This window comes from Brevibacillus reuszeri (genome assembly GCF_001187725.1).
Classification (GTDB): Bacteria; Bacillota; Bacilli; order Brevibacillales; family Brevibacillaceae; genus Brevibacillus; species Brevibacillus reuszeri.
The window spans coordinates 1,575,428-1,599,565 of record NZ_LGIQ01000009.1; the positions used below are offsets into that span (position 1 = coordinate 1,575,428).

The 24,138-nt window shown below is 47.7% G+C and carries 25 protein-coding genes; 21 read left to right on the plus strand and 4 right to left on the minus strand.

The window, feature by feature from the left end; all coding sequences use genetic code 11:
* Window positions 1-10: 10 nt before the first annotated feature.
* Both ADS79_RS21895 and ADS79_RS21900 read left to right on the plus strand, forming a co-directional pair.
* Window positions 11-220, plus strand: a complete 210-nt coding sequence (locus ADS79_RS21895) for a DUF951 domain-containing protein (protein WP_049740473.1) — start codon at window positions 11-13, stop codon at window positions 218-220.
* Window positions 221-329: 109 nt separating this feature from the next.
* Window positions 330-1,118: an Ig-like domain-containing domain gene (locus ADS79_RS21900; RefSeq protein ID WP_049740474.1), complete on the plus strand. Its 789-nt coding sequence runs from the start codon at window positions 330-332 to the stop codon at window positions 1,116-1,118.
* Window positions 1,119-1,304: 186 nt separating this feature from the next.
* Here the strand turns inward: ADS79_RS21900 and ADS79_RS34600 are convergent, their stop codons facing one another.
* Window positions 1,305-1,391: a YjcZ family sporulation protein gene (locus ADS79_RS34600; RefSeq protein WP_016739383.1), complete on the minus strand. Its 87-nt coding sequence runs from the start codon at window positions 1,389-1,391 to the stop codon at window positions 1,305-1,307.
* 359 nt (window positions 1,392-1,750) lie between these two features.
* Here ADS79_RS34600 and pepF point away from each other — a divergent pair, with 359 nt between their 5' ends.
* A complete protein-coding gene (gene pepF, locus ADS79_RS21905) occupies window positions 1,751-3,664 on the plus strand; it encodes an oligoendopeptidase F (protein WP_049740475.1) in 1,914 nt (637 codons plus the stop codon).
* Window positions 3,665-3,732: 68 nt separating this feature from the next.
* Here the strand turns inward: pepF and ADS79_RS21910 are convergent, their stop codons facing one another.
* Window positions 3,733-4,356 (minus strand): NAD(P)-dependent oxidoreductase, encoded by a 624-nt coding sequence (locus tag ADS79_RS21910; RefSeq protein WP_049740476.1) that lies wholly within the window; start codon window positions 4,354-4,356, stop codon window positions 3,733-3,735.
* A gap of 198 nt (window positions 4,357-4,554) precedes the next feature.
* On the opposite strand from ADS79_RS21910, the gene ychF reads away from it, so the two are divergent.
* From ychF to ADS79_RS21960, 10 genes are all read left to right on the plus strand, one after another.
* Window positions 4,555-5,655 carry a redox-regulated ATPase YchF gene (gene ychF, locus ADS79_RS21915; RefSeq protein WP_049740477.1) on the plus strand — a complete coding sequence of 367 codons (1,101 nt, stop codon included), beginning with the start codon at window positions 4,555-4,557 and terminating at the stop codon, window positions 5,653-5,655.
* A gap of 142 nt (window positions 5,656-5,797) precedes the next feature.
* On the plus strand, window positions 5,798-6,085 hold the full coding sequence (rpsF, locus tag ADS79_RS21920) for a 30S ribosomal protein S6 (protein WP_049740478.1): 288 nt from the start codon (window positions 5,798-5,800) through the stop codon (window positions 6,083-6,085).
* A gap of 30 nt (window positions 6,086-6,115) precedes the next feature.
* Entirely contained in the window at window positions 6,116-6,595 is a 480-nt protein-coding gene (locus ADS79_RS21925) for a single-stranded DNA-binding protein (RefSeq protein WP_049740479.1), read from the plus strand.
* A 41-nt stretch (window positions 6,596-6,636) separates the two neighbouring features.
* A complete protein-coding gene (rpsR, locus tag ADS79_RS21930; RefSeq protein WP_049740480.1) occupies window positions 6,637-6,867 on the plus strand; it encodes a 30S ribosomal protein S18 in 231 nt (76 codons plus the stop codon).
* Window positions 6,868-6,950: 83 nt separating this feature from the next.
* Complete coding sequence (locus tag ADS79_RS21935; protein WP_049740481.1) at window positions 6,951-7,859, plus strand: DUF2232 domain-containing protein; 909 nt, start codon at window positions 6,951-6,953, stop codon at window positions 7,857-7,859.
* Window positions 7,860-7,863: 4 nt separating this feature from the next.
* The gene (locus tag ADS79_RS21940) at window positions 7,864-9,801 is read left to right on the plus strand and encodes a DHH family phosphoesterase (RefSeq protein WP_049740482.1); all 1,938 of its coding nucleotides are present in this window, start codon (window positions 7,864-7,866) and stop codon (window positions 9,799-9,801) included.
* Between the two features lie 26 nt (window positions 9,802-9,827).
* Window positions 9,828-10,271 carry a 50S ribosomal protein L9 gene (rplI, locus tag ADS79_RS21945; RefSeq protein ID WP_049740483.1) on the plus strand — a complete coding sequence of 148 codons (444 nt, stop codon included), beginning with the start codon at window positions 9,828-9,830 and terminating at the stop codon, window positions 10,269-10,271.
* Window positions 10,272-10,295: 24 nt separating this feature from the next.
* Window positions 10,296-11,648 (plus strand): replicative DNA helicase, encoded by a 1,353-nt coding sequence (dnaB, locus tag ADS79_RS21950; RefSeq protein WP_049740484.1) that lies wholly within the window; start codon window positions 10,296-10,298, stop codon window positions 11,646-11,648.
* 218 nt (window positions 11,649-11,866) lie between these two features.
* A complete protein-coding gene (locus ADS79_RS21955; RefSeq protein WP_049740485.1) occupies window positions 11,867-13,153 on the plus strand; it encodes an adenylosuccinate synthase in 1,287 nt (428 codons plus the stop codon).
* A 133-nt stretch (window positions 13,154-13,286) separates the two neighbouring features.
* The gene (locus ADS79_RS21960) at window positions 13,287-13,493 is read left to right on the plus strand and encodes a hypothetical protein (RefSeq protein ID WP_049741103.1); all 207 of its coding nucleotides are present in this window, start codon (window positions 13,287-13,289) and stop codon (window positions 13,491-13,493) included.
* 82 nt (window positions 13,494-13,575) lie between these two features.
* On the opposite strand, the gene ADS79_RS21965 is transcribed toward ADS79_RS21960, so the two are convergent.
* Window positions 13,576-13,947, minus strand: coding sequence for a hypothetical protein (locus ADS79_RS21965; RefSeq protein WP_049740486.1), 372 nt, complete (start codon window positions 13,945-13,947; stop codon window positions 13,576-13,578).
* A 259-nt stretch (window positions 13,948-14,206) separates the two neighbouring features.
* Here ADS79_RS21965 and ADS79_RS36500 point away from each other — a divergent pair, with 259 nt between their 5' ends.
* From ADS79_RS36500 to ADS79_RS21995, 6 genes are all read left to right on the plus strand, one after another.
* On the plus strand, window positions 14,207-15,700 hold the full coding sequence (locus ADS79_RS36500; protein ID WP_049740487.1) for a LysM peptidoglycan-binding domain-containing M23 family metallopeptidase: 1,494 nt from the start codon (window positions 14,207-14,209) through the stop codon (window positions 15,698-15,700).
* Window positions 15,701-15,885: 185 nt separating this feature from the next.
* Window positions 15,886-16,596, plus strand: a complete 711-nt coding sequence (gene yycF, locus ADS79_RS21975) for a response regulator YycF (RefSeq protein WP_049740488.1) — start codon at window positions 15,886-15,888, stop codon at window positions 16,594-16,596.
* Window positions 16,593-18,437, plus strand: a complete 1,845-nt coding sequence (gene walK, locus ADS79_RS21980; protein ID WP_049740489.1) for a cell wall metabolism sensor histidine kinase WalK — start codon at window positions 16,593-16,595, stop codon at window positions 18,435-18,437. Before yycF ends, walK begins: the two co-directional genes overlap by 4 nt.
* Window positions 18,434-19,816 (plus strand): YycH family regulatory protein, encoded by a 1,383-nt coding sequence (locus ADS79_RS21985; RefSeq protein WP_049740490.1) that lies wholly within the window; start codon window positions 18,434-18,436, stop codon window positions 19,814-19,816. The genes walK and ADS79_RS21985 overlap by 4 nt, the downstream gene beginning before the upstream one ends.
* Window positions 19,803-20,582 (plus strand): two-component system regulatory protein YycI, encoded by a 780-nt coding sequence (locus ADS79_RS21990; RefSeq protein WP_049740491.1) that lies wholly within the window; start codon window positions 19,803-19,805, stop codon window positions 20,580-20,582. Before ADS79_RS21985 ends, ADS79_RS21990 begins: the two co-directional genes overlap by 14 nt.
* Before the next feature lie 56 nt (window positions 20,583-20,638).
* Window positions 20,639-21,427 carry an MBL fold metallo-hydrolase gene (locus ADS79_RS21995; protein WP_049740492.1) on the plus strand — a complete coding sequence of 263 codons (789 nt, stop codon included), beginning with the start codon at window positions 20,639-20,641 and terminating at the stop codon, window positions 21,425-21,427.
* Here the strand turns inward: ADS79_RS21995 and ADS79_RS22000 are convergent.
* A complete protein-coding gene (locus ADS79_RS22000) occupies window positions 21,422-21,658 on the minus strand; it encodes a hypothetical protein (RefSeq protein ID WP_049740493.1) in 237 nt (78 codons plus the stop codon). The genes ADS79_RS21995 and ADS79_RS22000 overlap by 6 nt on opposite strands.
* Window positions 21,659-21,990: 332 nt before the next feature.
* Between ADS79_RS22000 and ADS79_RS22005 the strand changes: the two genes are divergently transcribed.
* Together ADS79_RS22005 and ADS79_RS22010 are read left to right on the plus strand one after the other, a co-directional pair.
* Window positions 21,991-22,599, plus strand: a complete 609-nt coding sequence (locus ADS79_RS22005) for a LysE family translocator (protein ID WP_049740494.1) — start codon at window positions 21,991-21,993, stop codon at window positions 22,597-22,599.
* 296 nt (window positions 22,600-22,895) lie between these two features.
* Complete coding sequence (locus ADS79_RS22010) at window positions 22,896-24,122, plus strand: S1C family serine protease (protein ID WP_049740495.1); 1,227 nt, start codon at window positions 22,896-22,898, stop codon at window positions 24,120-24,122.
* Window positions 24,123-24,138 lie beyond the last annotated feature (16 nt).

Below are 24,138 nucleotides of genomic sequence, written 5' to 3' on the forward strand. Positions count from 1 at the left end.
GAAAGAGAGAATGGAACGGAAGCAGTTTGGGCTGGGGGATGTCGTTCAGATGAAAAAGCCGCATCCATGCGGAACGAATGCATGGAAGGTCATCCGCATGGGGATGGACGTGCGCATCAAGTGCACGGGGTGTGAGCATAGTGTTATGATTCCACGTCTGGAATTTGAACGAAAGCTGAAGAAAATCTTGATACGCTCCGAGGAAGAACCAGAATCTTGATAGGAAAGTTTTTTTGAACAACCCATCTGTCTTTTCCTACAATGCCTGTAAACGGTCAGAAAACCATGAGCAATGGGTGACCTCGGCCGTCAAAAACAGGAGGTGTACGATGAAGAAGTGGATGGGTATTAGATGGTTGCATTTCTTAAGTGTGATGGGACTTTTGCTGCTGCTGACACAGTCTGCGTGGGCCAAGGTGGAGAGCGATTGGGGCGTCAGGATAACACCGACGAGCAAAGCTGACCAAATCGACCCTGAAGCAGTCATAACACTGTCCTTTTCACAGCAAATCAAGTTGGCAAACAATAAGGATATTACGGAGAAAGCACTAGCTACTGCGATTCAACTAACAGATGCGAAGAAAAAGAAGGTCGCGTTTACTGCAAAATGGAACAAGACAAACCGCAGCGTAACAATTGATCCTGTCGGAAATTTGGAAGCGGGTCAATCGTATAAGGTTACCCTTTTAGAAAAAAAGCTGAAGGATGCCAAGGGACAGCTGAATCCAGAGGTCAGCAGCACGTTTTCCACCAAAAAGCAGGTTGATCAAATCCCACCAAAGGCAGTGATTTTGCCTGGGGATGGAGCGAAGCAGGTGAAGCTTCAGGAGAAAATAACCTTGCAGTTTGCTGAGGATGTTTTCCTGAAAGATGGCACGATTCTGTCCAGTAAAACAGCAGTCGGTCTCGTTCAGGTGAAGGATGCGAAGGGTTCTGTTATTCCACATACTGTAACGTGGAACAAGAGCAAACGAACGATCACCGTAAAGCCAAAGGGAGGCTCCTGGCTGCCTCATACCAGCTATCAGATCAGCCTGAGTGGAGGACAGCTAAAGGATGCAGAGGGGAATTTGAATCCATCTCAGACGTCTAGGTTTTCCACAGGTGCAACCAAATAGGATAAAAGGATGCTGCCGAGTGTTGGCGCATCCTTTTTTGTTTGAAAAATTGATGTCCCAGTAATGTGACTGAACATTACGAGCGTTTATGCGGCTCGTAATTGATCGAGGTTGGTTGTGAAGGTAAGGCTGCATGCATATGCAAGCCTACCTTCCTGGAGATAGGTCAGGATCGCAGCGGGGAGCTTAGTTGCAGTCACAACCTACGATAACGAGAAGGATGAAGAGAACCAAGATCAGCGCGAAGTCGTCGAAGCCGTTAAAGATACCCACTTGCTAACACCTCCTACCCTAGATTCATTACTCATGCTATGTCAGAACAGGGAAAGAGGTATGGGCGGATGCCCGGTTCGAGGAAAATTAGTTATACACAAGCTATCCACAGAAAATTGTGGACAACTTTTCAACCGAAAACAAGCTGTGGATATTTGGGCTGGGGATGAACAGAGGCAAAAGGACGAGTTATCCACAGTTTTATCCACAAAACTCAATAATCTCTGGATAAATTGACTGTTCTTAATAAATATTTAAAATATTTTTATTAATAAGAAGGAGTTTCGTACATATATCACGTAATTACATTATCTAGAAATTGGAAATGATATATAAAGACGAAAAGGGGCGATCTTGACTTGAAAAAACGTGCGTTTGCTTCAATTACAGCTTTAGCGATTGCATTGACTACCGTGGCGGTGCCCTTTATTCCGTACAGCTCTCCAGCAGTAGCGTTTGCTGCGGAAAAAGCACCAAACTACAAAGATCGATCAGAGATACCTGACCAATACAAATGGAAACTCAATCATATTTACGCGACCGTTCAGGATTGGGAAAAAGATGTGAACAAGGTCGAAGCGATGGCAAATGCATTCACCAAGCATCAAGGCAAGCTGGGAAGCTCTGCAGCTTCGCTTGTAAAGGCGATCGAGGACTACATCGACATGATGCGTCTGAATGACAAAGCTTATGTATACGCTAACATGGCGCTTGATGTGAACTCAGCCAATTCAGAGCTGCAAAATTTGGCTGACCGCGCTGAAAAAATGTATACACTTGTTTCTGAAAAAACAGCATGGATTCAGCCTGAGATTGTAGCCATTCCTGATGCCAAAATGAAGAGCCTGCTCGCTGACAAAGGCGTAGCGCCGTACAAGCTGTTCTTAGAGGACATGCTTCGTACCAAGCCACATTCTCTTTCTACAGAGATGGAGCAGCTTTTGGCAAAATCATCTCCACTTGGGAATTCGCCAAACAATATTTACGGCATGCTTTCCAAGGATGTGAAGTTCCCGAAAATCAAGGATGAGAGCGGCAAGGAAATACAGCTGACCCGCGCCAATTTCATTTCTTATATGGAGAGCAAGGATCAGCGTGTCCGTAAAGATGCGTTCAAAGCATACTACAGCTCACTGATCGGCTTCCAGGATACGTTCGCCCAAACGTTGGCTGCCAAGGTAAAGGGAGATAATTTTTATGCCGATGCTCGTAACTACAAATCGGCATTGGAAGCCAGCTTGACTCCGAATAATATCCCAACCAAGGTATACGATGAGCTGATTGATACCGTGAATGACAATCTGCCGCTTTTACACCGTTACATTTCCTTGAAAAAGAAAATGCTCGGTGTAAACGAACTGCACATGTACGACATTTATGTGCCGATCGTACCGTCTGATGACAAGTACATTTCCATTGATGAAGGGAAGAAGATGGTTGTCGATGGACTTGCAGCGATGGGCGACGAGTATACAAAGGTACTGGCTGAAGGTCTCGATGCTGGCTGGGTCGATGTGTACTCGACAGATGACAAACGGACAGGTGCTTATCAGTGGGGCGCGTATGACACGCATCCGTACGTTCTCTTGAACCACCAGGGAACGCTCGATGATGTCTATACGATCGCACATGAGATGGGACATGCGATGCAATCGTATTACACGAATAAAAATCAGCCGTACATTTCGTCGAACTATCCGACGTTTACAGCTGAGGTTGCATCTACAATGAACGAGACGCTGCTCTTCAAGAGCATGTATGCAAAAGCGAAGACCAAAGAAGAGAAGATGTATCTCTTGAATCACTATCTGGAAAACTTCCGTTCGACCTTGTTCCGCCAGACTCAGTTTGCAGAGTTTGAAAAAGCGATTCATGACAAGGAGCAAGCGGGAGAATCGCTCAACGCAGAGGCGATCAAAAAGATTTACCTCGACATCAACAAGAAATACTACGGCAAAGACATGGTATCTGATGACGAGATCGCAATGGAGTGGGCGCGTGTTTCTCACTTCTTCAACTATCAGTACTATGTCTATCAATACTCGACGAGCTTTGCCGCGTCACAAGCGCTCGCGAAGCAGATCATGGATGAGGGGCAGCCAGCTGTAGACCGCATCCGTACCAACTTCCTGGAGGCAGGCAACTCTGCACCGCCAATTGACGTTCTGAAGGCAGCGGGCGTAGATATGTCTACATCCAAGCCAATTGAGCAGGCCATGGAGATTTTCGAAGAGACCTTGAACGAGCTGGAAAAACTAGTAAACGAGAAGTAAAAGGCAAAATCAAAAAGGCTCCCTTTCAATTGGAAGGGGGCCTTTTGGTGTCTGGCTGTAGATGAAGCTTAATAGGCGATTCCGACTCGTGTCCGTACATGTTCCATACTGAACAGCTGCTTATACGTGAACTCGGCGGTATCAGGAACCGAGATTTGCGCACCATCGACAGGCAAATGATTGGCTTCGACCCGATACGTGCCTGTATAGACGCCATCCGGTAAATACGTAGGGCAAACAATCGTCCAATCGAGGCCGGACTGCTCAAGCAGTGTATAAGCTTTGTGATGCTCCTCAGCAGCACGCGTCAATTTCTGTCTCGATTCACTGGATTGATAGCGCAAAAGCTCGGGAGAGACTCTGCTTTGCAAAATGCCAGCCGTTCCGACAGTGATAATCCGGGAGATTCCTTCCTGTTTCATGGCTTTGATAATAAGTGGCATACCTTCTGATAAGGTAGTCGACTTATCCGTCCCTAAAGCACTGATGACTGCATCAGCACCGTGTATGGCGAGAGCTACATCGGCTTCCTGCAGGACGTTTCCGGTCGAGACGTGCAAGCCATCCGCAGGCGCTTGGGAGAGCTTGACCAAAGATCGAATCAGTGCGGTTACTTCATGTCCATCTTGGAGAGCATTGGCAAGAATATGGCTGCCGACGCGCCCGGTAGCTCCAAATAGGGAGAGCTTCATTCCAATTCACCTCGTCACCCTAGTCTAGCATTTCTTTTTTTGTCCCACCAGTTTGCGCTATGCTTTGGTAGACAAGCGAGATGGATGGCTAGTGCTTGAATGAACAGCCAGCGTTACCACAAGGAGACAATTGTATTCTTAAATCCAAATCTATATACTTAATAGGATGTCATGATGTTGATAAGGGAGTGTATATAGATGGGTGCATCTTGCGGGATTGTAGGTCTTCCTAACGTAGGAAAATCTACATTATTTAATGCCATTACACAGGCGGGTGCGGAATCCGCGAACTACCCGTTCTGTACGATTGACCCCAACGTGGGAATCGTAGAGGTACCAGATCCACGTCTGGAAAAGCTGACAGAAATTGTAGTTCCGAACAAAGTAGTTCCGACCGCATTTGAATTCGTAGACATTGCTGGCCTGGTAAAAGGGGCAAGCAGAGGCGAGGGGCTCGGAAACCAGTTTCTCGGCCACATCCGTGAAGTTGATGCGATTGCTCACGTAGTTCGCTGCTTCGAGGATGAAAATATTACACATGTATCTGGTCGCGTCGATCCACTGAGCGACATGGAAACCATCAATCTTGAGCTGATCTTCGCCGATCTCGATTCCGTAGATCGCCGTATCGATCGGATCGCACGCAAGGTGAAGTCTGGTGACAAAGAATCCAAGCAGGAGCTGGATGTTTTGGAGCGCCTGAAGGCAGCATTCGAAGAGGGTGAAGCAGCGCGCAGCGTGGAGCTCGATGATGATGAGCGCAAATGGATTCGCGATTTGCACCTTTTGACAATCAAACCGATGCTGTATGTATGCAACGTAGCTGAAAACGGGATTCACGATGCTGATACAAATCCGCACGTAATTACCGTTCGTGAGCACGCAGCAAAAGAAGGAGCACAAGTCGTTGTCATCAGCGCGAAGGTAGAAGCTGAAATCGCTGAGCTGGACGGAGAAGACAAGGAGATGTTCCTTGAGGAGCTGGGTCTTTCTGAATCCGGATTGGATCGCCTGATTCGTGCGGCTTATGAGCTGCTTGGTCTGGTTACGTACTTTACAGCTGGTGTACAGGAAGTTCGCGCTTGGACGATTCGTCAAGGCATGAAGGCTCCTGGAGCAGCTGGTGTCATTCATACTGATTTTGAGCGCGGCTTTATTCGTGCAGAAGTCATTGCCTACAACGATCTGGTAGATGCTGGTTCTGTAGCGGCAGCCCGTGAGCGCGGGAAGTACCGTCTGGAAGGGAAAGAGTACGTAGTAGCTGATGGAGATGTTATGCATTTCCGTTTCAATGTATAAACGAAAATCTTGCTTCGAGAGAGTCACTTTGCTATAATACGATAATGCGAGTATTTATGGAGTGCATGGTTTATGCGTTTCGTTTTTAAGCACTCGCTCCTTGCCCAATAGGGCCGCAAAGTCCATAAGGAGGTGAAAAGGTATGCGTCAATACGAAGTAATGTATGTATTGCGTCCAGACCTTGAAGAAGAGAAAGTGAAATCCAATGTAGCTCGTTACAGCGATGTTGTGACTAACTACGGTGGCGAAATCACCAAGCTTCAAGAAATGGGTAAACGCCGTCTTGCGTACGAAATCAATAAGTTCCGTGAAGGTTATTACGTTTTGATGAACTTCAAAGCGAATTCCGATGCAGTAGCGGAAGCTGAGCGTCTGATGAAAATCAATGACGATGTAATCCGCTTTATGTTCGTTCGTGATGAGAAGTAATCATTTGTCGCGATCAGAGGGGGAACCAAGATGAATAAAGTCATTCTCATCGGCAACCTGACGAAAGATCCAGAACTTCGCTACACGCCAAATGGCGTTGCCGTTGCTACTTTTACCGTTGCTGTTAATCGTCCCCGCACCAATCAGGCGGGTGAAAAAGAAACCGACTTCATTAATATTGTCGCTTGGCAAAAACTTGCCGACCTGTGCGCGAGCTATTTGCGTAAAGGTAGACAAGCAGCCATCGAGGGACGTATGCAAACACGCTCCTATGATAATAAAGAAGGAAAACGGGTATACGTAACGGAGGTCGTTGCGGAGAACGTTCAATTTTTGGGCGGTCGAGGCAATGAGGGCGGCGGAGATAATTCCGGATACGATCCAGGACCAGGATTTGGCGGTGGTAACAAGCCGTCCGGTCAGAGAAACAACGACTTTGATCCGTTTGGCGATCCCTTCGCGAGTGCAGGCAAGCCGATCAACATTTCGGATGATGACTTGCCGTTTTAAAAATCGTAAAACTTTCACATTCCTAAGAAGGAGGGACTATCATGGCACGCAAAGGACGTCCTAATAAGCGTCGTAAAGTATGCTTCTTTAAAGTCAACAAAATCAAGCACATCGACTATAAAGATGTTGATCTGCTCAAAAAATTCATCAGCGAGCGTGGTAAAATCTTGCCACGTCGTGTGACTGGTACTTCCGCGAAGTATCAACGCGCACTGACAATCGCAATCAAGCGCTCCCGTCAAGTAGCGCTTCTGCCTTACACGACTGAATAATTCACACAAGCTATAAAAAGGGGGACACAATTGCGTGGCCCTCTTTTTTCCATATTTTTTGTTACTTAAAATGAGGTGCTCAAATGCCTTCAAAAACAAAGCAACTGGTCGAAAGCTCACTGATGCTGGGGACAGCACTTGTGCTGTTGTTTCTGACGAAATATACGTTGCTCGGTGCAGTAGCCGTATTTTTGGTCCCTCTGCCATTTTTACTATTGGCCATGAGCATGACTGCTTCTAGCATGGTGTGGATCTGCCTCGCTTTTGGGTTTCTCGGGTGGATCGTCACTGATCCATTCTTCGCCATTTATGCTCTCTTGCTGGCGATAATGGGTGCAGTAATGGGGATGGCTTATAGGAAGCGGGGGACGGCACTTCCAGCGATTGCATCGGGTGCAGGGATTGTATTCCTCAGTATCATTTTTATGCTTGCTTTTATGGTTTACGGCTTGCACGTCGATTTTGGCGCGCTGATGAAGCAGGCTGCCCAATTCAAACCTTCCTTTATGTCTCAGGAGCAGTATGATGAGGCAATAGCGGTTGCCAAGATGGGATTGCCATCTTCATTTGTCATGGCAAGCTTTATGTTTAGTATTATCGTTCATGGACTGGCTCGTCTCATCGGAAAACGTTTGCGAAAACCAGTGCCTGCTTTAAAACCAATCCGTGAATGGAGCTTTCCGCGCTCACTTTTGTACTACTATTTTATCGCGATGATCAGTTTGCTGGTATTTGGTGGTAGTATGGAGGGGACGTTTTGGAAAAGCGCGATCCTCAATGTCAAAATCATGTTAGATGCTGTTTTTACCCTTCAAGGTCTCAGCTTCTGCTTGTTTGCAGCTTATTTGTATGGATGGAAAAGATTGACTCCAGTGCTTGTCGTCTGTCTATTTATTTTTCAGCCTCTAGCCACTATACTGTGTCTAGTAGGGATATTTGACCTAGGTATTCGTTTACGGGATAAATTGGAAACAAGAGTGAAGAGGGGCTGAGGAAATGCCCAAATTCCTGTTAAAGCGTTGGTACGGGATGCATATGGTCCTGGCACTCAGCTTTAGCTTGTTGTTATTGGGAATTTTGACCCTGCACCATTGGATGTACGGGGCGATCGGCATTGTCTGCTTGATTGGCCTTGTAATTTATGCCCTTCAAGCTGAAAAGGGATTCCAACGGGATTTGCGCCTATATTTGGCTACGGTCACACATCGTGTGAAGAAGGCAGGAGAAGGTGTCATCTCGGAGCTGCCGATCGGAATTCTTTTATACAACGAGGAAAAGGCAATTGAGTGGGTTAACCCATTCATGACACACATGTCCGGGGATGAGCTGTTGATCGGAAAGACTCTTCAGGATGTTTTTCCCCAACTGAATTGGAAGCCAGAACAGAAGCGTCTGGAATTCACTTACAACGAGCGGGTATACGAAGTATTGGTTCGGTCCGATGAGCGTCTTTTGTATTTTAAGGACATTACGGATTTTAAAGAACTGACGACGCGATACCATCGTGAAAAAGCCGCTCTCGCCATTATTCATCTCGACAACCTGGACGAGATTGGACAAGTAATGGATGATCAGAGCCGCACACTTCTATCGACGAGTGTTGCTGGCGTGATTACAGAGTGGGCGAACAAACATGGCATATATCTTCGCCGAATCACGGCCGACAAGTTTTTGGCGCTGATGGAGCGGGAAGCGCTTGATAAATTGGAAGAAACGCGCTTTGACATTTTGGATGTCGTGCGGGAGATGACAGCTGACAACAAGATTCCGATTACGCTCAGTATCGGGGTAGGCGCGGCTGCCAGCACGTATATCGAATTGGGTCAAATGGCACAGTCCAGCTTGGACATTGCTTTGGGCCGTGGCGGTGACCAGAGCGCCGTCAAGGTCGGGAACAAGCTGACGTTCTACGGTGGCAAATCCAATGCAGTGGAGAAGCGGACACGCGTCCGGGCACGTGTGATCGCCCATGCGCTGCGTGACTTGATCCACGAGGCTGAGCATGTGATTGTTATGGGGCACAAGCAGCCTGACATGGACTCCATCGGTGCCTCTCTGGGCGTATTAAAAGCCGTACAGCTGCACAATAAAGCAGCGTACATCGTGATGGATGAGGGAAATAACTCCGTTGAACGCTTGATGAAGGAAATCTACGCCAATGAAGAATTGGCAGACACGTTTGTCACACCGGAGCAGGCAATACGATTAATCACCGGACGTACACTGCTCGTGGTAGTAGATACGCATCGCCCATCACTCGTGATTGAACCGAAGCTGCTGGGTGAAACCGGACGTATTGTGGTCATTGACCATCACAGACGCTCAGAGGAATTCATTGAGCCTGTCCTGTTGTACCTGGAGCCTTACGCTTCGTCTACGTCCGAGCTGGTAACCGAGCTGCTGCAGTATCAGAGTGAGCGATTGAACATCGACAACCTGATTGCGACCGCTTTGCTCGCGGGTATTGTGGTGGATACAAAAAGCTTTGCCTTCCGCACAGGCTCGCGTACGTTTGAAGCAGCCTCTTTCCTCAGACGCAACGGGGCAGATACAGCTGCGGTTCAGCGCTTGTTAAAAGAGGATCTGAATCAGTATGTGAAGCGCGCACGCATCATCATGAATACCGAAACGTATCGGGATAACATGGCGATTGCCGTTGGTGATCCTTCTGAGGATTATACGCAGGTACAAGTCGCTCAGGCTGCGGAACAGCTTTTGACCTTGTCAGGCATTCAAGCTTCGTTCGTAGTAGCAGAGCGATCCGATGGTACGATTTTGATTAGTGGACGTTCATTGGGCGACATTAATGTACAGTCGATCATGGAGCTCTTGGGTGGTGGCGGTCATTTGACGGGTGCTGCGACACAAATCGAAGGCAGTTCCTTGAAGGAAGCAGTAAAACGCTTGAAAGAAGCGATTGATACGGTCGTTTAGGCCAAAATGAAAAGGGGGAAACGATGATGAAAGTCATTTTTCTTCAAGATGTAAAAGGCCAAGGTAAAAAAGGTGAGGTAAAAGACCTCTCTGAAGGATATGTACGCAACTTCCTGTTGCCGAAAAAATTGGTGAAGGAAGCAACAGATAGCAACGTAAAAACGCTTGATGCACAAAAGCGCAGCGAAGAAAAACGCAAAGAGCAAGAAAAGGTGGAAGCGCAGGAGCTGGCAGCCAAATTCGCTGAGCTGACTGTGAAAATTAAAGGCAAAGCAGGCGAAGGTGGTCGTCTGTTTGGAGCGATTTCGAGCAAGCAGGTTGCCCAAGCTCTGGAAGAGCAGTTCCAGATCAAGGTAGACAAGCGTAAGCTGGAGATGGAAGCGATTCGTTCTCTGGGTGTGACACAAATTAAAGCAAAGCTGCACAACGAAGTAACCGCGACTCTCAAAGTACACGTCGTAGAAGAATAATGCCTGATTACTGGGAGGTGTGACGTGAGCGACCTGTTTTTGGATCGTGTGCCGCCGCAGAACAAGGAAGCAGAACAATCGGTACTGGGTGCTGTGTTCTTGTCAAAGGAAGCTCTAACCACGGCCATTGAGGTTCTCCGTCCGGAGGATTTTTATAAGACCGCGCACCAGCGCATCTTTCAAACGATGGTGGATCTGTACGAGAAAGGTGAGCCTGTCGACCTGGTAACAGTGACGGCCGACTTACAGGATCACAAGCTGCTCGATGAAGTGGGTGGCGTTACGTACATTACGGAAATTGCCAGCTCCGTTCCGACAGCAGCCAATATCGAGTACTATGCTAAGATCGTTGAAGAAAAATCGCTTTTACGGCGATTGATTCATACAGCAACGAAGATTGCCAATGACGGATACTCCCGCGAGGACGATGTAACCGAGATCGTGGCCGATGCCGAGAAGTACATCATGGAAATCGGCCAAAACCGCAATAGCGGCGGTTTTCAAGCGATTCGGGACGTACTGCTGGAAACCTACGAGCGGATTGAGGTTTTGAGTCAGCGGCGAGGCGATATTACGGGGATTCCGACTGGATATACTGATTTGGACAAGATGACAGCAGGCTTTCAGCGAAGTGACCTGATCATCTTGGCTGCCCGTCCTTCTGTAGGGAAAACGGCATTTGCACTGAACGTCGCGCAAAACGTAGCTGCACGAGCGGGTGAAACGGTAGCCATCTTTTCATTGGAGATGGGTGCCTCTCAGCTGGTACAGCGTATGATTTGTGCGGAAGGCAACCTCGATGCATCCCGGATGCGTTCTGGGGCATTGGAAGAGGATGATTGGCAAAAGCTAACCATGGCGATTGGAACTCTGGCGAAGGCACCGATCTATATCGATGATACGCCAGGGGTTACGGTGCAGGATATCCGGGCCAAATGTCGTCGTCTACAAGCCGAGCGCGGATTAGGAATGATATTGATCGATTATCTGCAGCTGATTCATGGTCGCGGCAAAGGAGACAACCGTCAGCAGGAAGTATCGGAAATCTCGCGTACGTTAAAAGGGATTGCTCGTGAATTGAATGTTCCTGTTATTGCCTTGTCACAGCTGAGTCGTGGGGTAGAGCAACGTCAAGACAAACGGCCGATGATGTCTGATATCCGTGAATCCGGATCGATTGAGCAGGATGCGGATATCGTAGCGTTCCTTTACCGTGATGACTACTACGATAAGGAAACCGAAAACAAAAACGTGATCGAGGTCATCATCGCCAAACAGCGTAATGGCCCTACCGGAACGGTAGAGCTGGCGTTTTTGAAGGAATTCAATAAATTCGTGAGCTTGGATCATCGCTTTCGTAATGCTGCGGGACAATAAGTGGAAAAAGAGAGCCGGAGAAAATCCGGCTTTTTTCGTGCGGGGAGCGCTTGTGGCAGCGCGTGAAAAAGAAATCTGAAAGAATGATAAATTACCGAACATATAATCTTTCCACAATTCAAATGTTCGTATTTTCCGTTGACATGTGAGAAATCGTTTAGTACACTTAGATTGTTTCAGGCCCAAAAAGACATGATTATATCAGGAGGTGTTTTTCGATGTCAACTGTCGTTGTCGTCGGAACCCAGTGGGGCGATGAAGGTAAAGGTAAAATTACAGATTACTTAGCTGAAAGTGCAGAAGTAGTAGCTCGTTACCAAGGTGGTAACAACGCGGGTCACACCATTATTTTTGGTGGAAATAAATATAAACTACATCTGATTCCATCCGGAATTTTTTATACAGACAAGACCTGCGTAATCGGTAACGGTATGGTAATCGACCCGAAAGCGCTGATTAAAGAGCTGGAGTACATTCACAGCTTTGGTTTCACTACAAATAACTTGAAAATTAGCGATCGTGCGCATGTCATTATGCCATACCACATTAAACTGGATGGCGTAGAAGAGGATAGCCGCGGTGCAAATAAAATCGGTACCACCCGCAAAGGGATCGGTCCGGCATACATGGATAAAGCAGCTCGTATCGGTATCCGCATCGCTGATTTGTTGGACAAAGAAGAGTTTGCTCGCAAGCTGGAGCGCAATCTGGCTGAGAAAAACCTGTTGCTGGAGAAGCTGTACAACACAACCGGTTTTGAACTCCAAGAAGTACTGGACGAATACTTGGCTCTTGCCGAAATCATCCGTCCATATGTAACGGATACATCCGTTGTACTGAATGACTCGATTGACCGTGGCAGCCGCGTTTTGTTTGAAGGTGCGCAAGGCGTGTTGCTCGATATCGATCAAGGTACTTATCCATATGTAACATCTTCTAACCCGATTGCTGGTGGCGTAACAATCGGTTCTGGCGTAGGACCGACTAAAATCAATCAAGTTATCGGTGTAGCGAAAGCATACACAACTCGTGTTGGTGATGGTCCGTTCCTGACTGAGCTGACAGATGCAACTGGTGATCACATTCGTGAGGTTGGTGCTGAGTACGGTACAACTACTGGACGTGCACGCCGTGTTGGCTGGTTTGACAGCGTAGTTGTTCGCCATGCTCGTCGTGTTAGTGGTATTACTGGTTTGGCTATCACCAAGCTGGATACTCTTTCTGGCATCGAAACGCTGCGTATTTGCACAGCGTACAAATACAATGGTGAAATCATCGAATCATTCCCAGCGAACCTCAATTTGCTGGCAAAATGCGAACCTGTCTATGAAGAGCTTCCAGGCTGGAGCGAAGATATTACAGGCGTACGCAATCTCAATGATTTGCCAGAAAACGCACGTCATTACATCGAACGCATTACACAATTGACCGGTATCCCAATGTCGATCTTCTCTGTAGGACCAGATCGTGAACAAACAGTTGTTGTTCGTGGCATTTACGGATAAGCGTAGGTCATTAGATAGAAAGAAAGCTGTCGAAGCATCGACAGCTTTTTCTTTTTTAGGCGGACAGACACAAAACGGCACTCTCTGGGCATATGCTTTGTCATAGGCAGAAAACAAAGAGGTGATCATGATGATGGGATTCGACCAAAAGGCCATGAAGCTCCTAGGGAAAAACGTGCAGGTCAAAATGTTTAATGGCGTCGTGATCAAGGGGACGATGACTCATTTTAACAATGGATATCTCTGCTTCATTACCACATACAAGCAACAAAACGATGCCGAAAAAATGAAAATCCGCCGTCTTGCTCTACGAGATATTACTTCAATGCAAGAGGTGTGAGCCCTAGATGAGCAAAACGAAATAAGCCATCTTTCCTGTGGGTAGGGAAGATGGCTATTATTTGTTGAAAGGGAAGACCCTGTTAGATCATTCCTCCGCAGGAACGAATGATCTCAGTTGCTTCATCCCCTCGCTCCTCAGGCACGACAGCCGTAAGTAATACGCTACGGTTCATGTCGTCATCGCCACGATCAGCCATTCCGCTGGCATCGGGGTCTACAGCCGCTAGCACACTTGCATCCCGTCCGCTTGGAAAATCGCCAGCCAATGTGAGATTGCCTAGTGAGGGAAATTCTCCTGAGATCGGGTTCATGATGCGCTCGTTTCCATTACCAGGAAATTGTCCAACTCTGTCGATCGAAATGATGGAAAAACCAGCTTGTTGAAGCGCTTCTTTTGCTTTCCCTGCATCCTCTTCTGTATGAAATCCAGCCAGAATGTTACGTTCCTTCAATGAAATCAGCCTCCCATTTATGATAAAACCACCCATTTGTATGTCCATATCGTGACGCTTTTTCGCATTTTTTATTCGACGGCAATTTACACTTGATGTTGTCGGCAAATTTATGGTAAAGTCGACATAGTTGATTTCTTTGGGCAATTTGGCAGATAAATGGAAACCAAATTTTGGGATATATGACCTATTCGGTATATTAAAAATTTTCAGGAAATAGAAACGAGAAAGCTGTATCTGTTTTCAGGAGGGACAAGTTATGCAATGGTCTGAATGGAAGGCCAAGCTGCAGGAACGGTCAGAACGAATCGTTCGAGATTGCAGTGATCTGGCGAAACGTACTATGAAACGTACAAGCTCTTACATCCAAGAACACAAAAAACTATGCATCTCCGTTGCAGCGGGGCTGGTTGTAACAGTAGCAGCAGGTGCATCTGCACAATATTACTACACAAGCAATATCACATCTGTATATCATGTGATCGTAAATGGCAAAGAGATCGGCGTAGTAAACAATCCAGATGTAATTCACAACTGGACGAATAGCAAGCTGGAAGAGGAAAAGGCAAAGAACGGACTTACTCTGACGCTTGCCGATTACATAACATTCCAGGAAGAGACCAAGTACAAGGCGCCATTCGACAATGACGCAGCGGTTAAGGCTCTCTCCGACATCGCAGATATCAAGGTTCAGGCAGTAAAAATCGTGGTTGATGGCAAGGCAATCGGGTACCTGCCGGATCAGGAAGCGGCAGACGAAGTGCTTGCTCATGTAAAAGAAAAATATTCGGGTGTTCCAGGTGGGAATGCAAAAAAAGCTGTAGTTGCAGCTTCGACATCAGCAGTTCCGACTAACCCGATCAAAGAAGTAACCTTCAAGGAAGACGTGGAGATGCAGACGGAATCAGTTGCTGCAGCTCAAATTTTGCCTGCCGAAAAACTGGAGGAGCTGCTAGTAAAGGGTACCTTCCAGGATATGAAGCATACGGTTGTTGAAGGCGATTGCATCGGCTGCATTGCCAAAAAATACGGAATTACGTCCAATGATATTTATGCCAATAACCCTGGTGTTACAGAAAATACGTTGCTGCAATTAGGGCAACAACTAAACGTTACTGCGATTCGTCCTCTCGTAACCGTGCAGGTGAAAGAGGAGCTAAATCAGCAAGAGACAGTTGCTTTTACAACTCAGATCAATAACAATGAAAAGCTGCCAAAAGGCGAAACGAAAGTGCTGCAAGAAGGTCGCGACGGAAGTAAGATGGTTCAGTATGAGATCGTGAAAGAGAATGGACAAGTTGTCGACCGTAAAATCATCAAGCAGGATGTCATTTCACAGCCTGTAGCAAAAATTATGGAGCGCGGTACAAAAGTAATTCCTTCGCGTGGGACAGGCCGTCTGAGCTGGCCAGCACAGGGCTACATCAGCAGTGGCTTTGGTACACGTTGGGGTAGATTGCATAAAGGTATCGATATTGCAGGTTCCGGTTCCGTTCTGGCAGCAGACAACGGACGTGTCACACTGGCTGGCTGGGATGGCGATTACGGAAAAGCAATCGTGATCGACCACGGAAACGGCATGCAGACCTTGTATGGTCATTTGAGCACCATTAACGTAAAGGTCGGCGATGTCGTAGAACAAGGAAAGAAAATTGGCGTGAAGGGTTCCACAGGAGACTCCACAGGTGTCCACCTCCATTTTGAGGTTCATCAGAATGGACGAGTTCAGAACCCAATGCGTTTCTTAAAATAGACATGTAATTTTTGGCAGTTAAAAGGGACACTCTTTCATGAGTGCCCTTTTTTTGTATACAGAATGTATCTGTCCTGACAGGGACTCATTTCCAAGGGACTTCTTTACGAGCGGGACATGGTGTATTGTAGAGGAATAGAAGCTCCTCAAGTGGAATCCCTTAAGTGAGAAAAGGAGGGAGCGGGATGGCAAAACTCCTCGTTGTAGACGATGAAAAACCGATCGCTGATATTTTGAAATTTACCTTTGAAAAAGAAGGCTACCAAGTCGTGTGCGCCTACGATGGTGAGGAAGCACTGCTCGTTGTGCAAGACGAAAGACCGGATCTGATTTTACTTGATGTCATGCTGCCAGGACGTGACGGCATGGAAGTATGCCGAGCTGTTCGCCAGACCCATGATGTGCCGATCATTATGCTAACAGCAAAGGATTCGGAGCTGGATAAAGTATTGGGGCTAGAGCTCGGTGCAGATGATTACGTTACAAAGCCATTTAGCACCCGCGAGCTTGTTGCCAGGGTAAAGGCGCATCTGCGAAGAAATCAGTCAAAAATGGAAGAACGGGATAGCCAGCATCTGTTGCGTGTGCATGAGCTGGAGATTGACCTGCATTCGTATACAGTAGAAAAAGTAGGAGTGCAGCTAGAGCTGACCCACCGTGAGTTTGAGCTGTTGGTTTACCTGACTCGTCATCAGGGACAAGTTTTGACGCGTGAGCATTTGCTTCAATCGGTTTGGGGCTTTGACTATTTTGGCGACGTGCGCACAGTGGATGTGACGATACGACGTTTGCGCGAAAAGATCGAGGACGATCCAAGCCAACCGAAATATATCATTACACGCCGTGGCTTGGGCTACACCTTGCGTAACCCAGGTATGGGGGGCACGCCTGGATGAGGCGGCTGGTCAGAGTCTTTCAGCAGTTGTTCAAAACGATTCAATGGAAAATGGTCGTCATTTACATGTTGCTGATCTTGCTTGCGATGCAATTTATCGGAGCGTACTTTGCCCGAGAAGTAGAGAGTTATTACATAAATAACTTTTCAGAAGCCTTAAACGGGCAGGCGAGTCTATTGGCAACCCTGCTGGAGGGTGACCTGCGTCCACGTGACGGAAAGGAACAAAGCGCTGAACAAAATCGCCAGGATATCGATAACCTGATCAACAACCTCGTGAAAATCAACGGTGCCAATGTACAGGTCATTGATCAAACAGGAACGGTAGTCAGTACAACAGAAGACAAGCGCACGATTGGTCAACGGACTTCGCAGCCAGAGGTGACCAGTGCCTTGCTGGGCACACGAAGTGAGTCAATGCGGATTGACCCGCGGACAGGTGCGCGTGTAAAGGTATTAGTGCTGCCGGTCAAAGGAGATCAGATTGTATATGGGGCCGTGTACATGGTCGCTTCCATGGAAGGAACCTACACAACGATCCGCAAAATGAACGGTATCTTGGCGACAGGTACCATGTTTGCGCTGATCATTACGGCAGGGCTTGGAGTTGTACTGGCGCGAACGATTACAAAGCCGGTAAAAGAAATGACGCGTCAGGCAAGAGCCGTAGCAGATGGCGACTTTAACAGCAATGTACGGGTATATAGCGGAGATGAGATTGGTCAGCTTGGAATGGCATTTAACCATATGACACTGCGCCTTCAGGAAGCCATTTTGCAGCAGGAAGAAGAACGAGAAAAGCTGGCGGGGATCTTGAGCAACATGACCGACGGCGTAATTGCTGCCGATCGGAATGGGCAGATCATTTTGTTCAACCGTGCTGCGGAAGAAATGCTGCAAGTAAAAACGAGGGACGTGCTGCGTAATAGACGGACCTTGCATGACTTGTTAAGTCTGCCGCCAGAGGAAGAGATGCCTCTGCACAAGCAGGAGGAGCCGTTGTTTATCGAAATGATGCTTCCGAATAAGGATGAAGTGATCTTTCGTGTGACGTTTACTCCGTTGCAGCATGATAGTGGAAAAAAAGGAGGGATCATTGCGGTAGTAGCCGATGTAACCGAGCAGCAGCGTCTGGAGCATCATCGCAGGGAGTTTGTAGCCAACGTATCACATGAGCTGCGGACTCCGCTAACGACGATTAAAAGCTATGTCGAGGCCTTGCTGGATGGCGCTGTAGAAGACCCTGAGCTGTCCAATCGGTTTTTGCGCGTCACGATGTCGGAGACGGAACGCATGATCAGACTGGTAAATGACTTGCTGCAGCTTTCCCGATTTGATTCACAAGGCATACGGCTGCATTGCAAGGAAGCCGATCTGACAAGTCTGCTTCGATACGCAGCCGATCGGTTTTCGATGTTTAGTGAGCAGCAGGAGGTACAGCTCAATCTCGAAGTGCCAACTAAGCTGCCACCTGTTTATATCGATTTGGATGCTATCAATCAGGTTTTGGATAACCTCTTGTCCAATGCGATCAAATATACAGCGCAGGGCGGTACGGTTGTCCTGCATGCTAAAGCGAATCTCTATCAAAATCGGGTGTACATTTCGATTAGGGATACCGGAATCGGCATCCCGAGCCGTGATTTGAAGCGGATTTTTGAACGTTTTTACCGAGTCGACAAGGCACGTTCTCGCGGCCAGGGCGGTACTGGGCTGGGACTGGCTATTGCCCGGGAATTAGTGCAGGCACACGGTGCAGATATCGAGATTACAAGCGAATGGAATGTTGGGACGACCGTAACGTTCTGGGTGCCATTTGCCCAAGGAGGTAAAACGGGATGAAGCGGATGCTAGAGCCTGCCAAAACCGTGTTACTCAATCTGTTGGTGTTAGCCAGCTTTTGCCTGACCGCGATGCTGTGGACGAATCAGCCCAAGTTTCAATTTATTCAGCCCGCGCAGTACACCGAGTCGAAGCCCGTTCAGGAAAAACAGCTGGAGCAGCTGGTAACCCCGGAATCAGTTGTTTTTCACTACGGAGAGGAACGTCATACAAAAGCCGTCTCAACAGATGCACCATACAGCATGATTGTGAGAGAAATGCCTAAGTGGATCTTTCTCGATTTCACTCCATTTATGATTTCAAATGAAAAGTGGGGGGAAATTGCCCGGGAAAAGATGGGGCTAGAGGTCCGTTTCAGAAGTACGATACCACTGTCTATTATTGGGCGTTTAGTGACGTTTCGCGATGAGTATGACAACCGGATGAAGGGAATTGACCGTTTGTGGCTGTATTATGAAAAGGACGAGGATATCGTCTACGCGTTGTTCCTTTCCACAGAGGAAGGACGCATGATGCGGTCGCGGACTTCCATTTCTCCAAAGGATTTGCGTGATTCCTATCTCGCGGCTGGCAGTCCGATGCCTGAGCAGATTATGAAAATCGTACGCCCAGATCGTAATTATTCCGCTTTGGAAGGCGCAGCACCTTTCTGGAGCATTTACTATTTGCCGAAAAACCAGGGACGTATGCAGCAGTTCCGCTACAGCTATGTACCTGTCTCCAACGAAAGGCTGATGGAAGCTTATTTTATCGACCAGTCGCTTGTCAGACAAATTATGGAACGAGATAAAACGGTGATTTTTACGGATGGCAGTCGTTCGATTCAGCTGAGATCAGACCAAAAAGCCATTACTTTTACCGATCCTGCCTATCAGGTACGAGCACAAGAGCTGTCTGATCAGGAGAAGGTTCAAGGGGCAGTCACTTTTATTAACAAGCATCTGGGTTGGCTGGATGATTTCCACTTTGAAAAGATCAAGAAGAGCTACAATGATAAAGATTTAATCACATTCCGACAGTATTTGGGGGCGTATCCCTTTGTAAGTCTGAACGGTTCTACGCTTATCGATACGATCCAGATTACATCCGAGGCAGGACAAGTCTCGACGATGAGTCGTTCGCTGGTCGATTTGGACAGGTATATCTCCAACAAAGAGTGGACGGTCATGTCCGGACCAGAGCTGTATCAGATGATTCGGGACAAAAAGCTGGCAGATACGGAACGAATCACGAATGCCTACTTGGCCTATCAGACCGACGTCGTGGATGATTACGTAGACCTGATGCCCATCTGGGTAGTAGAACTGGCTAACCAGCCTACCATGTACATTCCTGCGAATACGAATCAGGGAGGGGGAAAGGTGAATGGATTGGAGTAGAACCAAGACGATCCTGATCTGGTCCTTTCTTCTTCTCGATTTGTTTCTCGGTTATCAGGTGTATGAGGCGAGAATTAGTTTTTGGAGTGACAAGGAAGTGGCCCAAGGGGAAAAATGGAATATGGAGCTGTACCTGACGCAGCAAAATATTACATTGGCGACCGAGATCCCGCAGGATACACCGGAAATGACAAATTTGAATGCCGAGTACGTGGGGATCAACCCGATTTCTCTGCAGGAGCTGCCGGGACTCCAAGCGACAATGGAAAAGATGGCCCTGGCGGCAAAGCTGGACCCGCCGCTGCAATTCCGCGGGCAGATTACGCCAAATGAAATCCTGCGTCAAATTGGACAGCGGCTCATGTACGGCGATCAGTATTCGGCAGATATGAACCGTTCGAATCAGACCCGTCTGTTATACTGGCAGATGTATAATAAGATGCCTGTGTTCGTCGCGCCACTGGAAGTGTATTTGGATAATGGCTCGATTCTCGGATATCGGCAAACGTTTTTCCATATTCGTGAGCAGCAGGGCGGACGTCAGGGACAGGTTCTGTCGGGTTATTCGGCGCTTCGCTCTCTGGTAGAGAAGCAGGTTATTCAACCAGGGGAGCGCATCGAGGGTGTGAGCCTTGGCTATTTCGGTTCGTATGATGCCGATATTCAGACGCTGGCTCCTGTTTGGCGAGTGATTCACGATGGCAAGTCGCATTATGTCAATGCGTTTACAGGTGCGCTGGAGAGACAGGTCGTCTCCCAGCGGTAATATCCAAACTTCAAAAAGAGAAGCAACAGGGAACGTTACGGGAAGAGGGATGATGGGTGAGATTTAGTGTGTTGGCAAGCGGAAGCACGGGCAATGCCATCTACGTGGCGACTGACCGCGTCTCTGTACTGATTGATGTGGGGATTACAGGGAAACAGGCCGAAGCAGCACTCCAGACGATTGGCGTGAATCCAGCCGACCTGAGTGCCATTCTCGTCACGCATGAGCACGTCGACCATATCAAAGGGGTCGGCGTAATGGCCAGGCGGTATGGCCTGCCGATTTATGCGAATCAAAAAACGTGGTCCGAGCTGGACGGACAAATCGGCACGATAAAAGAAGACCAGCGTCGTTTGTTTGCAGTAGGGGAAAAGCAGGAGCTGGAGGATTTGGGGATCGAGTCCTTTGGCATTTCGCATGATGCGGCGGAGCCGATGGGCTTCTGCTTTTACGATGGCAAGAAAAAGCTCAGTGTGGCTACGGATTTGGGCTATGTCAGTGATCGGATCAAGGAGACGATTCGTGGGGCGGATGCGTATGTATTTGAATCCAATCACGATGTCGAGCTGCTGCGTATGTCACAATATCCATGGAGCATCAAGCGGCGTATTTTGAGTGATGTCGGTCACTTGTCCAATGAAGCAGCAGGCGATGCCTTGCTTGATTGTTTGTCAGGCGGTGCCGAGCGTGTCTACCTGGCCCATTTGAGCAAAGAAAATAACATGATTGATCTGGCTCGACTGACTGTGAAAAATATTCTGGAAGAGCGGGGCTTGACTGTAGGTGACGATGTGCATCTGCGTGACACGTACCCGGATCGCCCAACCAAGCTGGAAGAGCTATGAGATCGGCTTGATCTGGGTGTGACGATTCTGGATCGTCTCGGACAGCTTGGACGCCAAATCGAGCTGAAAGGATAATTGCGAATCCAGCGCATGTGCTTTTGCCGTTAGCTCCTCGTGTGTCAGCAAGCCTTTTTCGACGAGCAGCTCGATAAGTGCATGCAGGACAAGCGTATTGTGGTAGTCCACTTCTTGCAGGTCTGCCAGCTTGGCGATGAGATGAACCTCTTTCATTTCTATCAATCCTTTCATCCCTTGTTCGAGGGAAAAGCTTTTAATCTATCATATCCGGGCTCTCGAAAGAATATTCCTAGAAGCTCTATCAGAACAAAAACCAGACGTAAACACGAAATGAAAGTGATGAACTGCACCCCATTGTTAGATAAGGCTAACAGTTGGAGGTGCAGTTTTTTTGTATGGTAAGCATGATCAATCATTCTGTTCTGCTTCATCTGATCTGTTCTATTTCTTCCCGTTTATGATGAGGAGAAGGAGGACTAGCAATTAACGATAATACCGACATATTCAAGAGAGTAAGTCAGTCATGTCAATAGGGGGACGTTTGTTTGTCTGAATATACAGTGTTTATTTTGGCCTTTGCTGCATCTGCGGCTTCACCTGGTCCGGAAATAGCGGGACTTCTGTCCAGAGCGCTTTCTGGCGGAATAATCGCCAGTCTTCCTCTCGCCGTTGGCATCATTCTTGGCAAGCTGCTAATGCTGTCTGCTGCTGTTGCTGGCCTCACAGCTCTCGTGGAAGTACTAGGTCCAATGTTCGTGGTGTTGAAATTCTGTGGTGCTGCGTATCTGATCTGGCTTGGTATCAAGAAATGGAGATATGCCGGGCACATGCTTTCGGCAAACGAGAAGGCAAATAGGGCCAACGTCATGGTCGAAATCGGACTTGGACTCGCAATGACACTTTCCAATCCAATTGCCATCGTTTTCTACATGGCGCTTCTACCAGGTGTAATTGATATTTCCGGTTTGACGCTGAACACCTATGCTGTCTTGTGTTTTATTATTATTGGCGTAATGACCTGCGTCGTGTTTGGCTATGGCATCATGGCAAAGCTGGTAAGAGCATGGTTTGCTTCGCAAAATTCCAAGAAAATCGTTGATCGATTAGCAGGTAGTATGATGCTTGCTGCAGGGCTCTTGATTGCCATTCGTTAAAAGGGATCTCGAATCAAATGTAAGAGAGAAGCTTTAAACTGTTGAGGTGCATAACCCAACAGTTTTTTCTGTTCTGGAGTGCTATTCATTTGACCATTCAATAGAGGTGTCTTTATTCCACAACCTTTCCTTATTTCTCACGCGATTTTACCGAAACCCGGGCGTATACTAAGGGTGTCAAAAGGAAGAAGCAACAAAAGACATCATCCATAAAGAAGTGAACAGCAATGATAAGGCGTATAGGAGTAGCAAAAACCTGTAACCCTAATAATAGTAGAGGAAGGAGAGTGTGAATCATGGGTTTTTATGATGATTTGACTCACGTAGAACGGAAAAAACGACGTACGGGAGGAGCTGGTCGTCTAATCATGACGTCAGTTACGTCGGCGGTAATTGGAGGAATGGTTGTCCTGCTCATGCTCCCGACTCTCTCCAATGCCGGATTTATCAATATGGTCAAACCGGGAGCGACCAATGTGATGAGTAATCCAGCCGCTAACCTGTTTGCACAGCCAGTATCCGTCAAGGTAGAGACAGGCACTATCGATGCTGTGAAAAAAGTGGAGAATGCGGTGGTAGGGGTCATCAACATCGGCCAAACCAGAAGCAATTGGTTTAATAATACACAAGATGTCGAGCAGGGCGAAGGTTCTGGCGTTATCTTCGAGAAAAAGGGTGGAAAAGCCCACATTATTACCAACTACCACGTAATTGATCAAGCGCAAAAGCTGGAAATTGCTTTGCCAACGGGTGAAAAGGTAGAGGCGAAAGTTTTGGGCGCTGACCCGTATGCCGATCTGGCTGTACTGGAGATCGATGGCTCCAAAGTAACAACAGTAGCGGAGCTGGGGGATTCCTCGACACTGCAAGTAGGCGAGCCTGCAATCGCCATCGGTAACCCGCTTGGCATGAAATTCTCGCGTACCGTAACACAAGGAATCATTAGTTCTCTGGAGCGCTCTATGCCGATGGACTTTAATGGCGATGGTCAAGACGACTGGGAGTTGGATGTTCTGCAAACCGATGCCGCGATCAACCCTGGTAACAGTGGTGGTGCCCTGGTCAATATCGAGGGACAGGTCATTGGGATTAACACACTGAAGATTTCCAAAACGGGTGTAGAAGGTTTGGGCTTTGCCCTCCCGATCAACGATGTAAAAGGCATCGTCAGCGAGCTGATGGAAAAAGGCAAACTGGAGCGCGCTTATCTGGGTGTGCAACCTTTCGACCTGACCAATGTACCGCGCTACAACTGGAAAGAAACCTTGAATCTGCCTGATGAAGTGCAAGCAGGGGTAGTCGTTCAAGGCGAGGTTGGAAAATTCTCTCCAGCAGGCCAAGTGGGTCTCAAACAGTACGACGTGATTGTCAAGCTGGATAACAAGGATATCACGAATGGCGCGCAGCTGCGCAAATTCCTGACCTTGAATAAAAAGCCAGGTGACTCTGTGGAGATTACGTACTATCGCGATGGTGTGAAGAAAACCGCGACAGTCAAGCTGACCAAAACACCACAGCAATAAGGTGTACCAACCCCGG